At 71.3% G+C, this 12350-nt stretch carries 13 protein-coding genes; 9 read left to right on the top strand and 4 right to left on the bottom strand.

What is annotated here, in order from left to right:
• Positions 1-165 precede the first annotated feature (165 nt).
• Genes KV381_RS33610 through KV381_RS33600 form a run of 3 tightly spaced genes read left to right on the top strand, consistent with a single transcriptional unit; the run spans position 166 to position 3018 of the window.
• Positions 166-1035 carry a YndJ family protein gene (locus KV381_RS33610; RefSeq protein ID WP_218786990.1) on the top strand — a complete coding sequence of 290 codons (870 nt, stop codon included), beginning with the start codon at positions 166-168 and terminating at the stop codon, positions 1033-1035.
• Positions 1032-1544: a DUF1990 family protein gene (locus KV381_RS33605; RefSeq protein ID WP_218786989.1), complete on the top strand. Its 513-nt coding sequence runs from the start codon at positions 1032-1034 to the stop codon at positions 1542-1544. The genes KV381_RS33610 and KV381_RS33605 overlap by 4 nt, the downstream gene beginning before the upstream one ends.
• Before the next feature lie 22 nt (positions 1545-1566).
• A complete protein-coding gene (locus KV381_RS33600; protein WP_218786988.1) occupies positions 1567-3018 on the top strand; it encodes a lipase maturation factor family protein in 1452 nt (483 codons plus the stop codon).
• Positions 3019-3032: 14 nt separating this feature from the next.
• On the opposite strand, the gene KV381_RS33595 is transcribed toward KV381_RS33600, so the two are convergent.
• Positions 3033-3209 (bottom strand): hypothetical protein, encoded by a 177-nt coding sequence (locus tag KV381_RS33595; protein ID WP_218786987.1) that lies wholly within the window; start codon positions 3207-3209, stop codon positions 3033-3035.
• A gap of 360 nt (positions 3210-3569) precedes the next feature.
• Entirely contained in the window at positions 3570-5054 is a 1485-nt protein-coding gene (locus KV381_RS33590) for an SDR family NAD(P)-dependent oxidoreductase (protein WP_098025782.1), read from the bottom strand.
• A 245-nt stretch (positions 5055-5299) separates the two neighbouring features.
• Between KV381_RS33590 and KV381_RS33585 the strand changes: the two genes are divergently transcribed.
• From KV381_RS33585 to KV381_RS33565, 5 genes are all read left to right on the top strand, one after another.
• Entirely contained in the window at positions 5300-6196 is an 897-nt protein-coding gene (locus KV381_RS33585) for an RNA polymerase sigma factor SigF (protein ID WP_030622920.1), read from the top strand.
• A gap of 117 nt (positions 6197-6313) precedes the next feature.
• Positions 6314-7549: a PP2C family protein-serine/threonine phosphatase gene (locus KV381_RS33580; RefSeq protein ID WP_373307605.1), complete on the top strand. Its 1236-nt coding sequence runs from the start codon at positions 6314-6316 to the stop codon at positions 7547-7549.
• Positions 7539-9170 carry a CHASE3 domain-containing protein gene (locus tag KV381_RS33575; protein ID WP_218786986.1) on the top strand — a complete coding sequence of 544 codons (1632 nt, stop codon included), beginning with the start codon at positions 7539-7541 and terminating at the stop codon, positions 9168-9170. The genes KV381_RS33580 and KV381_RS33575 overlap by 11 nt, the downstream gene beginning before the upstream one ends.
• Positions 9167-9610 carry a response regulator gene (locus tag KV381_RS33570; RefSeq protein ID WP_030089012.1) on the top strand — a complete coding sequence of 148 codons (444 nt, stop codon included), beginning with the start codon at positions 9167-9169 and terminating at the stop codon, positions 9608-9610. The genes KV381_RS33575 and KV381_RS33570 overlap by 4 nt, the downstream gene beginning before the upstream one ends.
• Before the next feature lie 96 nt (positions 9611-9706).
• Positions 9707-10159, top strand: coding sequence for an ATP-binding protein (locus tag KV381_RS33565; protein ID WP_030089014.1), 453 nt, complete (start codon positions 9707-9709; stop codon positions 10157-10159).
• Between the two features lie 16 nt (positions 10160-10175).
• On the opposite strand, the gene KV381_RS33560 is transcribed toward KV381_RS33565, so the two are convergent.
• A complete protein-coding gene (locus tag KV381_RS33560; protein WP_030622926.1) occupies positions 10176-10586 on the bottom strand; it encodes a RidA family protein in 411 nt (136 codons plus the stop codon).
• Between the two features lie 142 nt (positions 10587-10728).
• Here KV381_RS33560 and KV381_RS33555 point away from each other — a divergent pair, with 142 nt between their 5' ends.
• Entirely contained in the window at positions 10729-11115 is a 387-nt protein-coding gene (locus KV381_RS33555) for a helix-turn-helix domain-containing protein (protein WP_030622928.1), read from the top strand.
• On the opposite strand, the gene KV381_RS33550 is transcribed toward KV381_RS33555, so the two are convergent.
• Entirely contained in the window at positions 11112-12317 is a 1206-nt protein-coding gene (locus KV381_RS33550; RefSeq protein ID WP_030622930.1) for a PP2C family protein-serine/threonine phosphatase, read from the bottom strand. The two genes, KV381_RS33555 and KV381_RS33550, sit on opposite strands and share 4 nt — an antisense overlap.
• Positions 12318-12350: the final 33 nt, after the last annotated feature.

The following is a 12350-nucleotide window of genomic DNA, read 5'->3' as shown; positions in this document are numbered from 1 at the left end:
CTCCTGCCTGTCCCTGGGGAACGAATGGGTGTCACCATCTGTGCCGCACCGGACACGGACCCGCAAGCGGAACGACCGGCCACCACCCCCGTCTTGAACGCGTTCAAGAAACCCTCTACTCTCACTTCCAGAACTTGAACACGTTCAAAGCAGGGGGGGTACGTCGTGTCCGCACTGGTCAACGCCATCGTGATGCTGGGCATGCTCGTCATCGTGCCGGCGGGGCTGCGGCTCTCCGGACGGCAGGAGCTGGAGCGGATCCGCCGGCTCTGGCCCCTCTTCGCCCTACCGGGCGCCCTCGCCCTCTGGCTGCCGCGCTCCACCACGGCCACGGCGCTCGCCTGCTGCTACGCACTGGGCACCGTCCTGCTCGCCCTGCACGCCCCCCGCCGGGCGGTCCGCGCCCAGGACCTCGACCCCGCCGGGATCGCCCTGCTCACCGCACTGGTCACCCCGGCCGTCGCCGCGACCGCCCTGGTCGCCGAGCGTTCGGGGCACGAGCTCTTCGGGTTCGACCTCGGCATCCTCGCGCTGACCGTGCCGCACTTCCACTACGCCGGGTTCGCCGCCGCCCTGATCGCCGGTCTGGTCTGCCGGGTCTCGGACGGCCCGGCCGGCCGCTTCGCCGCACTGAGCGTGCCGGTCGGCACGCTGCTCGTGCTGGCCGGCTACTTCATCGGCGACTGGGCCGAGCTCGTCGGGGCCGTCGTCCTGACCGCCGGGATGTGGACGGTCGGTCTGCTCACCTGGCGCATGGGGCGTGCCGACGGCCGGGACCGGACGACCCGGCTCCTGCTGCTCACCTCCGCCGCCGTCCTGGTGGCGACGATGCTGCTCGCGCTGAGCTGGGCGCTCGGCGAGGCGACCGGGCTGCCCCACCCGACGCTGAGCTGGATGGCCGCCACCCATGGCCTGGGCAACGCGCTGGGCTTCGCGCTCTGCTCGCTGCTGGCCTGGCGGCGCATCCGTACCGAACGAACCGAACGGACCGACCGCACAGCAGGACTCACCCGCACCGGAGGCAGGACCGCATGAGAACCCTCACCTACCCGGAGGTCGGCGCGACCCGCCTCGGCCCGCTCCCCCGGGGCTACCACCACCTCCACCACCGCACCCGGGTCGGCCGGGGCGAGGCGGACTTCGCGGCCGCCGGCGCGGCGATAACCGAATGGCGGATGCACCGCGCGTCCGGCGCTCGGGTGGAGGCCACGGCCCGGCGCGCGGAGCCCGGCGGCGGCGTCCGGGTCTCGCTGGGCCTGGGGCCGCTGCGCTTCACGGCGCCCTGCGAGGTGATCTGGACGGCGTACGGCGAGGACAGCCGCACCGGCTTCGGCTACGGCACCCTGGCCGGGCATCCGGAGCGCGGCGAGGAGAGCTTCGTGGTGGACCTCGCGGACGACGGCACGGTGTGGTTCACAGTGCTGGCCTTCTCGCGCCCGGCCTCCTGGTACGCCCGGCTCGCCGGGCCGCTGGTGCCGCCCGTACAGCTCTGGTACGCCCGCAGGCTCGGCCGTACGCTGCGCCGGATCGTCGCCGCGGGCTGACTCCTGGCCGATACTGGCAGGGATGGAATGGTTCACCGCGGACGGCTACTGGCTGAGCCGGCTGATCTTCCAGCGGGCGCTGGCCGTGGTCTATCTGGTCGCCTTCCTCTCCGCCGCGCTCCAGTTCCGGGCGCTGATCGGCGAGCGCGGCATGCTGCCCGTGCCCGAGCTGCTGCGGCGCACGCCCTGGCGGGCCGCTCCGGGGCTCTTCCGGCTGCACTACTCGGACCGCTTCTTCGCCGCCGTGGCCTGGAGCGGCTGCGCCGTCTCGGTCGCGCTGATCGCCGGTCTCGACGGACTGCTGCCGCTGTGGGGCGGGATGCTGCTCTGGGCGCTGCCGTGGGTGCTGTATCTGTCGATCGTCCAGGTGGGGCAGGTCTGGTACGGATTCGGCTGGGAGTCACTGCTGCTGGAGACGGGGTTCCTGGCGGTCTTCCTCGGTTCCGGCGACACGGCCGCGCCGGTGCTGGTGCTGTGGCTGCTGCGATGGCTGCTGTTCCGGGTGGAGTTCGGCGCGGGGCTGATCAAGATGCGCGGGGACGCGTGCTGGCGCGAGCTGACGTGCCTGGACTTCCACCACGAGACCCAGCCGATGCCGGGGCCGCTGAGCTGGTTCTTCCACTATCTGCCCCGGCCCGTGCACCGGATCGAGGTGGCCGCCAACCACGTCACCCAGCTGCTGGTGCCCTTCCTGCTGTTCACCCCGCAGCCGGTGGCGAGCGCGGCCGCCGGACTGATGGTCCTCACCCAGCTCTGGCTCGTCCTGTCGGGGAACTTCGCCTGGCTGAACTGGCTGACCATCGCGCTGGCGCTCTCCGCGATCGACTGGACCCCGCTGGCCGGTCCGCCGCCGGCCCAGGTCGCGCCGCCCCTCTGGTACGAGGTGGTGGTCTTCGCGGCGACCGCCCTGGTGCTGGTGCTCAGCTACCGCCCGGCGCGCAATCTGCTCTCGCGCCGGCAGGCGATGAACCGGTCCTACGATCCGCTGCACCTGGTCAACACCTATGGCGCGTTCGGCTCCATCAGCCGGATGCGGCTGGAGGTCGTGGTGGAGGGCAGCCCCGATCCGGTGGCGCGCGAGGGCGCCGAGTGGCGGGAGTACGGCTTCCGCGGCAAGCCGGGCGATCCGCGCCGGATGCCGCGCCTGTTCGCCCCGTACCATCTGCGGCTCGACTGGATGATGTGGTTCGCGGCGCTCTCCCCCGCGTACGCCCGCTCCTGGTTCGGTCCGTTCGCCGAGCGGCTGCTGGACGGCGACCGGGACACGCTCCGGCTGCTCGGCCACAACCCGTTCCCCGACGGACCGCCCCGGCGGGTGCGCGCCCGGGTCTACCGCTACCGGTTCACCGGGCTCCGGGAGCTGCGGGCCACCGGATGCTGGTGGCACCGCACCTACGTCCGGGAATTCCTGCGGCCCGTCTCCCGGCCGCTGCCGCCGGAGCGGGAGGGCGGGGGGACGGGCCGCGGGCCCTAGGAGATCCTCGGGGGTCAGTCGATGCCGGGCAGGATGTGCGGCTCGGCGAGGTCGTCCTCGTATCCGGCGAGCCGGATCGGGGCGGACCTCGCCCAGACCTCGATGTTCCGCAGCTGCTCCGGGCGGCCGGGCCGCCCGGCGGTCCGTTCGGCGGGGCGGATTTCGCGTTCGGTCAGTTCCGGTGTCGTCACCGCGCACTCCTCTGTGTCGCGTCACCCAGGGCGTCGCCGACGCTCCGGCACCGATGCCGTCGCGCGACCGCCCTGTGCGGGCAGGGATGGTGATATGTGTCGGTCGCGGTGGCGCCGGTTCGGGGCGGAACAGCGGCCGGGTTTCCGACCGTGTCCCAGGACGGTCGAGGAACCTTCGTGGGCCCCTCGGTGGCGTCCGTTCGCCTCAGCGTAACCAAATGAGCGCCGCCGCGCTCGATAGAACGTGTGCGGTAGGTCACTTTCGGCCACTGTTCACGGCAGAAACCCGGCCCAGGAATCATCCTGAGCCGGGTTTTGGGTCGCCGCGCGGAGTCCGCCGGTCCGGTTGGGCCGTCCGGGCTACCAGTTCGCGGGGGCGTAGTCCTTGAGGAAGCAGCCGTAAAGGGCCTCGCCGCTCTCGCCGCGCACGATCGGGTCGTAGACCCGGGCCGCGCCGTCGACCAGGTCGAGAGGGGCGTGGAAGCCCTCCTCGGCGAGGCGCATCTTGTCCGGGTGCGGGCGCTCGTCGGTGATCCAGCCGGTGTCCACGGCCGTCATCAGGATGTTGTCCTTCTCGAACATCTCCTGGGCGCTGGTACGCGTCAGCATGTTGAGCGCGGCCTTGGCCATATTGGTGTGCGGGTGGCCCGCGCCCTTGTAGCCGCGGCTGAAGACGCCCTCCATCGCCGAGACGTTGACGACGTACGCGTGCTTCGCCGCGGTGGCGGCCATCGCCGGGCGCAGCCGGCTGATCAGGATGAACGGCGCGGTGGAGTTGCAGAGCTGGACTTCGAGGAGCTCGATCGGCTCGACGTCCTCGACCGTCTGGACCCAGCTGTTGGTGTCGTGCAGGTCCGGGACGAGCCCGCCCGCGTCGATCGCGGTGCCCGCGGCGATCCGGGCCGGCGACGCGGAACCGGTGACCAGGGCGAGGTCCGTGACCTGCTGGGCGCTCAGGGTCTCCTTGCGGGCGGCGGGCAGCGCGGCCACCCGGTCGACCGTGCCGCTGCCGAAGGTGCCGATGACCTCGGCCGCCGGAAGCTCACCGGCGGGCAGCGGGGCCGACTCGGCGTTGACCAGCTCGCTGTACGCACCGGGCGAGCGGCGGACGGTCTGGGCCGCGTTGTTGATCAGGATGTCCAGCGGGCCCTCGGCCGCGACCGAGTCGGCCAGCGCGACGACCTGGGCCGGGTCGCGGAGGTCGATGCCGACGATCTTCAGCCGGTGGATCCACTCGTCGCTGTCCTCCATCGCCTTGAAGCGGCGGATCGCGTCGTTGGGGAAGCGCGTGGTGATCGTGGTGTGCGCGCCGTCGCGCAGCAGCCGCAGCGCGATGTACATGCCGATCTTCGCCCGGCCGCCGGTGAGCAGCGCCCGGCGTCCGGTCAGGTCGGTACGGGCGTCGCGGCGGGCGCGGTTCTCCTTGGCGCACGACTGGCAGAGCTGGTGGTAGAACGCGTCGACCTCGACGTACCGCGTCTTGCAGATGTAGCAGGAGCGGGGCCTCTGGAGGATGCCCGCGATCTCGGCCTGGGCGGAGGAGGAGGGCAGCACGCCCTGCGTCTCGTCGTCGATGCGCTCGGCCGAGCCGGTCGCCGTGGCCTCGGTGACGGCCCGGTCGTGGGCGGTCTTCGCGGCGCGGCGCTCCTGGCGGCGACGCTGCTTCACCGTGCGGTAGATCCCGGCGGTGGCCCGGCGGACGGCGATGGCGTCCGGGTGGTCCACCTCGATCCGGTCGAGCTCGTCGAGCACGCTCAGGCAGACGGCCAGCCGCTCCGGGTCGATACCGGGACCGAACTCCTCGATTCCGGGAGCGAGCTCCGGGCTGTCCTCTGTCACCGTCATTGCCGTTCCTCTGTCATCTTCTCGCCGCGGATCGTGGTTCACCGCAGGCCGAAACACACCCCGCCCAAGTTTGCCATGCGCGGGCCACTGCTCCGTTCGAGCGGTGTACGAGCGGCCTCCGGCGGATGAGGGCGCGGAAAGGCCCGCGGGAAAGAACGGGAAAGAAGCGGAAGAAGAGAGGCATGACTTCGCGGGCACCGGGCAGGCGACCGTCCGACACATTGGACAGCAGGGAGGGCGACACCATGACGGCGATGTCAGCGCGAGCCACCGGAACCACGACGCCACTGGGCGACGAGCGGACCGGTGCGCGGACAGCGGACGTCACCGGAGAGCTGCCCTGGGTCGAGGACGCCGGGAAGATCGCCCCGCAGGACGCACGGGCCCTGTCGAAGATCTTCTTCGACCGGCTCCAGGTCCTGGAGGAGGGCACCCACGAGCACCAGTACGCCCGCAACACCCTGATCGAGATGAACCTCTCGCTGGTGCGCTTCGCCGCGTCCCGGTTCCGCAACCGGGGCGGCGACGACACCGAGGACATCATCCAGGTCGGCACGATCGGCCTGATCAAGGCGATCGACCGGTTCGACCTGTCCCGCGAGGTCGAGTTCGCCACCTTCGCCGTGCCGTACATCGTCGGGGAGATCAAGCGGTTCTTCCGCGACACCACCTGGTCGGTGCATGTGCCGCGGCGGCTCCAGGAGCTGCGGGTGGACCTCGCCAAGGCGAAGGAACAGCTCTCCGCCGAGCTCGACCGCGACCCCACCGTCAAGGAGCTGGCCGCCCACCTCGACCTCCCCGAGGAGGAGATCATCGAGGGGCTCGTGGCGGCCAACGGCTACTCGGCCGGTTCGCTCGACACCCCCTCCGCGGACAGCGACTCCGGCCAGGAGCAGCGGGCGTACGCCGATGTCCTCGGCGAGACGGATCCGGCCATGGAGACCGTCGAGAACCTGCACACCCTGGCTCCGCTGCTGGACCAGCTCGACGACCGGGAGCGCCGGATCGTGCAGATGCGGTTCGGGGCTGAGATGACGCAGTCGCAGATCGGCGCGGAGCTGGGTGTGTCCCAGATGCATGTGTCGCGGCTGCTCAGCAGGATCGTCCGGCAGCTGCGCAAGGGGATGAGCGTCGAGGCGTGAGTCAGCGGGTTCCGTCGCTCGCCTATGCTTCCTGACGATCAGGCCGGACGAGCCGCGCCGTCGTCACAAGGGGGTGGAGGGTTGACCGAGTCGCCCGTGGGCACGTCACCGGGTCCTGTGGGCATCTCCGGAATCCCCTCCCAGCAGGCCGGGACGGCGCGACCCGCCGAGGCTCCGCCGTGGAACCTCGACGCGTCGATCCTGCTGGTGGAGGACGACGCGGGCGATGCGCTGCTCGTCGAGGAGATGCTCACCGACAGCGAGCTGGACTCCGCCCTCACCTGGTGCAAGACCCTGGCCGAGGCGCGCGCCTTCCTGGACGCGTCCACCACCCCGGTGTGCGTCCTGCTCGATCTGCACCTTCCCGACGTCCACGGCCTGGACGCCGTGCGCCAGATACTGGAGTCCGACAGCGAGGCCGCGATCGTCGTCCTCACCGGTCTGCAGGAGTCCGGCACCGGGCTCCGCGCGGTCGCCGGCGGCGCCCAGGACTATCTGGTCAAGGGCCTCCTGGACCCCGAGGTGCTGGCCCGCGCGATCCGCTACGCCCTCCAGCGCAAGGAAGTGGAACGGGCCACGGCCGCCCTGCGCGCCAACCGGCTGACCGCCCAGGAGAACGCCCGGCTGGAGCGCGGACTGCTGCCCGTCCCCCTGCTGCGGGACGACCGCTTCCGGGCGCGCGCCCGCTATGAGCCGGGGCGGGTCCACGGGCTGCTGAGCGGTGACTTCTACGACGTCGTGCAGACCTCGGACGGCACGGTGCACGCGGTGATCGGCGATGTCTCCGGGCACGGCGCGGCCGAGGCCGCGCTCGGCGTGTGCCTGCGGGTGGCGTGGCGTACCGCCGTGCTGTGCGGTACGTCCCAGCCCGAGCAGATAGCCCTGCTGGAGGAGATCCTGGTCGCCGAGCGCTCGGACTCGCATGTGTTCGCCACCGTCACCTCGCTGGCGTTCGCGCCCGAGCAGCGGCACGTCCGGATCCTGCGGGCCGGTCACCCCGGCCTGCTGCTGCGCCAGGGCACGGACGTGACCTGGGTGGAGCCCGAGGGCGGGATGGCACTCGGGCTGCTGCCCGGGACCGGCCGGTGGCCGACGGTCGACATTCCGCTGACGCCCGGCGCGGGTCTCGTGCTCTTCACGGACGGGCTCTTCGAGGGGCGCGACGGTCCGGACAGCCGCCTCGGGGAGGAAGGGCTGCTCGCGATGGCCCGGGCCAACGGGCATCTGCCGGCCCGGGCGTTCGTCGACGCCCTGGTGGCGGGCGCCGCCGAGGGGGCCGCGCCCTACGGCGGTCTCGCGGACGATGTGGCCGTGCTGCACCTGGGCTGGGGAGCGGAGTCCGATGAGCGGTGACACGGCGAGGGAACCGGCGGCCGGCGGCCTCGCCGCCCGGCTCTCGGTGCAGAACTGGGTCCATCTCCTGCTCGGCGGCTTCATCGTGGTGGTCTGCGGCTGCCTGGTGATCGGCGGGCTCGTGATGGCGCGGATCTCCGACCGTACGACCGAACTGGTGGACCGTATCCAGCCCGCCAGATCGGCGTCCTTCCAGCTCCAGAACGCCCTGCTGGACCAGGAGACCGGGATCAGGGGATTCGCGCTGACCGGCGACGACTCCTTCCTCGAACCCTACGAGGCGGGCAAGGAGGCCGAGCAGACTCGCCTCGCGCAGGTCCGCCGCCTGGTCGGCCCGGACAACCGGTACGCCGACGATCTCGACGCCATCGCCGCGGCGGCGGAGCAGTGGCGGCGGAGCAAGGCCGAGCCGCTGGTCCGGACGGTCCGGGAGATGGGGCCGAGCGAGGCCGCCACCGCGGCGCAGTTGCAGCGCAGCAAGGCGGACTTCGACCAGCTGCGGCAGGCGTACGGCGACCAGCAGGGCCATCTCGCCGAGGCCCGCGACCAGGCACGGGCCGATCTCGGCTCGTCGCGCACCACCCGCGACCGGGTGCTGATCGCGCTGGTCGCCGTCTTCGTGCTGACCGTGGTCGCGCTGAGCCTGCTGTTCCACCGGGTGGTGGGCGTCCCGCTGAACCGGCTGCGCGGCGCGTCCCAGCGGGTCAGCTCCGGGGCCTTCGGCACCCGGATCGAGATCAAGGGGCCGTCCGACGTCCAGGCCGTGGCCCGGGCGGTGGAGGAGATGCGGCAGCGGCTGGCCGACGAACTCGCCGAGGCGCAGGACCGCGAGACCCTGCTCGCGGAGCAGACGGAGGAGCTGCGCCGCTCCAATTCGGAGCTGGAGCAGTTCGCGTACGTCGCCTCGCACGACCTCCAGGAGCCGCTGCGCAAGGTCGCCTCCTTCTGCCAGCTGCTGGAGAAGCGGTACGGCGACGAGCTCGACGAGCGGGGCAAGCAGTACATCGCCTTCGCGGTGGACGGGGCCAAGCGGATGCAGGTCCTCATCAACGACCTGCTGACGTTCTCGCGGGTGGGCCGGGTGCAGGAGAGCTGGAAGCCGGTCGATCTGGACCAGGCCCTGGACCGGGCCCTGGCCAATCTGAACCTCGCGATCGAGGAGTCGGGGACGGTGATCGAGCGGCCGGAGTCGCTGCCCGAACTCCTCGGGGACGCGACCGCGCTCACCATGGTCTGGCAGAACCTCGTCGGCAACGCGGTGAAGTTCCGCCGCCAGGACGTCCCCTGCCGGATCTCGCTCGACTGCGTACGCGAGGGCGAGGACTGGCATCTGACCGTGTCGGACAACGGGATCGGGATCGCGCCCGAGTTCGCGGACAAGGTGTTCGTCATCTTCCAGCGGCTGCACGCCCGTGACGCGTACGAGGGCACGGGCATCGGCCTGGCGCTCTGCCGGAAGATCATCGAGTTCCACGGTGGCCGGATCTGGCTGGATCCCGAACCGGGCGAAGGCACCCGCATCCACGTCACCCTGCCCGTGGCGCCCGAGGCGCCCACGCACACCACGGCGGAGCTGCTCGCTCCCGCCCTGCTCACCAGCCAGCCGGGAGACCCTTCGTGAACACCCCTGTCCAGCCCATCGAGGTCCTGCTCGTCGAGGACGATCCCGGCGACGAGCTGATGACCCGTGAGGCCTTCGAGGACAACAAGATCCGCAACACCCTGCACGTCGTGCGCGACGGCCAGGAGGCGCTGGACTTCCTCTACCGGCGGGGCGAGTACACCGAGGCCCCCCGCCCCGACCTGGTGCTGCTGGACCTCAACCTGCCGAAGTACGACGGCCGGCAGGTGCTGGAGCAGATCAAGGGCGACCCCGAGCTCTCCCTGATCCCGGTGGTCGTCCTCACCACCTCCTCGGCCGAGGAGGACATCCTGCGCAGCTACAAACTGCACGCCAACGCGTACGTGACCAAGCCGGTGGACCTCGATCAGTTCATCGCGGCGGTGCGCCAGATCGACGAGTTCTTCGTGACCGTGGTGCGGCTGCCCGGACGTGCGTAGGATCGGTCCGGATCTCCTGGAGTGGGATCCTTCGCCAGGGGTAGACGAATGGCGGAAAAGGTCTGCGACCTCAACTCGGCGCCCTGGCTGGAGCACATGAACGAACAGGTCACCTCCCCACCGGAAGACCCGGGTCAGGGGCTGGCTGCCGAGGTACTGCTCAGCGCCGAGGTCTTCGACGGCGAGCCGGGCTGTATCGCGCTGGCCCGTGCGCTCGCCGACCGTTTCCTGACGCGGCTCGCCGTGGAGTGCCTCGCCCGGATCGGCGAGCACACCCGCAGCGACCTCATGCTGGCCGTGAGCGAGCTGGTCACCAACGCCGACCGCTACAGCCACGGTCCCTACCTCCTGGAGCTGGAGGGCAACGCGCAGCGGATCAGCGTCACGGTGTACGACAGCAGCACCGCGATGCCCGTGCTGTACGCCCCCGACCCGTCCCGCCTGGGCGGCCACGGCATGGAGATCGTCGTGGCCCTGTGCGACCGGCTCACGGCCGAGCGGGTGCCGGTGGGCAAGCGGATCCGGGCGGAGTTCCAGCTCAGCACCTGAGCCGGGCCGGCGTCCCTCAGGCGTCGAGCACGGCGGTGGCCTCGACCTCGACCAGGTGTTCCGGGATGTCCAGGGCCGCGACGCCCACCAGCGTGCCGGGCGGTACGGGGGTGGACCCCAGGCGCGCGGAGGCCCGGGCCACGCCCTCCATGAACCGGGGCATCTTCTCGGGCGTCCAGTCCACGACGTACACGGTCAGCTTCGCCAGGTCGTCGAAGGTGCCGCCGACCGCGGCGAGGGCCGTGCCGACGTTGACGTAACACTGCTCGACCTGCGCGGCGAGGTCGTCCACACCGACGGTGGCGCCCTCCGCGTCCCAGGCGACCTGTCCGGCGATGAAGACCAGCTTCGTTCCGGTCGCGACCGACACCTGCTTGTACGCGCCGATCTCCGGCAGTCCGCTCGGGTTCACCAGGGTGATGGCCATACTGCCCGCCTCCTCGTTCCGGGGGTCGTACCCCCATGGTCCACCGGACCGACCGTTCGTCGGTCACTTGTGGTTACTCAGGAACCGTAGGAGAGTGTGAGCTGACATGGAAGAACGCACTTTTCGGTGACGGGGGAACCTGATGGTGACCAAGCAGTTCAGCGGCTCGCCCGAGGACGCGGATCTGCGGCGCGCGGACTCGCTGGCGCGGGAGATCTTCTCCGACGTCGCCAACAAGTGGGCGCTGCTGATCATCGAGGCCCTGGGCGAGGGCACGCTCCGCTTCACCGAGCTGCGGAGCGCGGTCGAGGGCATCAGCCACAAGATGCTCACCCAGAACCTGCGGATGCTGGAGCGCTACGGACTGGTCGAGCGGCGTGTGCACCCCACCGTGCCCCCGCGGGTCGAGTACTCCCTCACGGAGCCGGGGCAGGGCCTGCGCCGGACGGTCCATGTGATGTGCGACTGGACCCATGAGCACCTCACGCACATCGAGGCCTCCCGCCGCGCCTTCGACACCCCTGACTAGCCTTCCCGGCCCTCCCGGCCTTCCAGGCCCTTCTGATCCTCCTGCCGGCCGAACCAGTCCAGGCACAGCACCAGCGCGTCGTCGGGCGTCTCGGTGCCCCGGTACTCGGCCAGTTCGCCGAGCACCGCGCGCGGGACGGTGGCGGCCGGGAGCAGCCGCGTGGACTGGATGGCCCGGGCCAGCATGCGTTCGCCGTACGCCTCGCCGAGCGGGGACACCGCGTCGTAGACGCCGTCGCTGAACAGCAGCAGCCGGTCGCCGGGCTCCACCTGGAACTCCTGGACCGTGTACCGCGACTCCTCGAACATGCCGAGCGGCAGCTGCGCCTCCAGCTCCACACGGCGGACGGTGCGGCCGCGCTGGATCCAGAGCTGCGGCGAACCCGCGTCGACGACGCCGACCCGCCCGGTCGCCAGCTCGAAGCGGAGCAGCAGGGTGGAGACATGGGAGGCGCCGCGGTGCTGGTCGTAGAGGGCCTGGTCGGCCAGGGCCGCCTGGTCCGCGATGCCGATGCCGGCCCGGCGGGCGTTGCGCAGGGCGTTGACGGCGAGATTGGTGAGCAGGGAGGCCTGTATGCCCTCGCCCATACCGTTGGTGACCGCGACGGTCAGCTCGTCGGCGTCCGCCGCCCAGTCGAAGTTGTCACCGTGGATGGCGTACGCGGGCTCCAGCTGGGCCCCGATCGCGAACTCGGCGGCGGTGCACGCGCGGGCGGGCAGCAGCTGCCACTGCATCTCGGCGGCGAGCGTGAGCCGGGTGGTGCGCCGGGCGCGCTGGTAGAGGTCGGTGTCCCGTTCGGCGACCAGGATCTCGTGGCCCAGCAGGTCGGCCATGTGGGTCAGCTCGCCGACCAGCTCCGGGGTGGACAGGGCCTGGGGCAGCCGGACGGTGAGGATGCCGAGCCGCTCGCCGCGTACGGTCACGGGCAGGTGGTGGTCGACGGCGTCGTCGTGCCGGACCTGCTGTTCGCGGGGCTCCTGGCTGCCGAACGCCCGGCCCTCGGGACTGTTGTGCAGGGAGAGCGGCTCACTCTCGCCCTCGGGCCGGTCCAGGGATTTCAGGACCCGCAGACCGTAGTCGGCGAGATGGAGCTCCACCGCGAGCGCCCCGTAGACGCTGCGGAGCTTCGTGCGCAGGGTGGCCAGCAGGGCGTGCGGCGCGGCGGCCCGTACGGCGGCCTCGATGTCCGTTCGTCTGTTCACGGTCTCTCGCGCAATCTTCGTCCTGCGACGTGG

The sequence above is a fragment of the Streptomyces sp. WY228 genome, assembly GCF_019287315.1.
Taxonomy (GTDB): Bacteria; Actinomycetota; Actinomycetes; order Streptomycetales; family Streptomycetaceae; genus Streptomyces; species Streptomyces caviscabies.
Note: the sequence above shows the minus strand (reverse complement) of the source record. Positions and strands in the feature narration are given on the sequence as shown.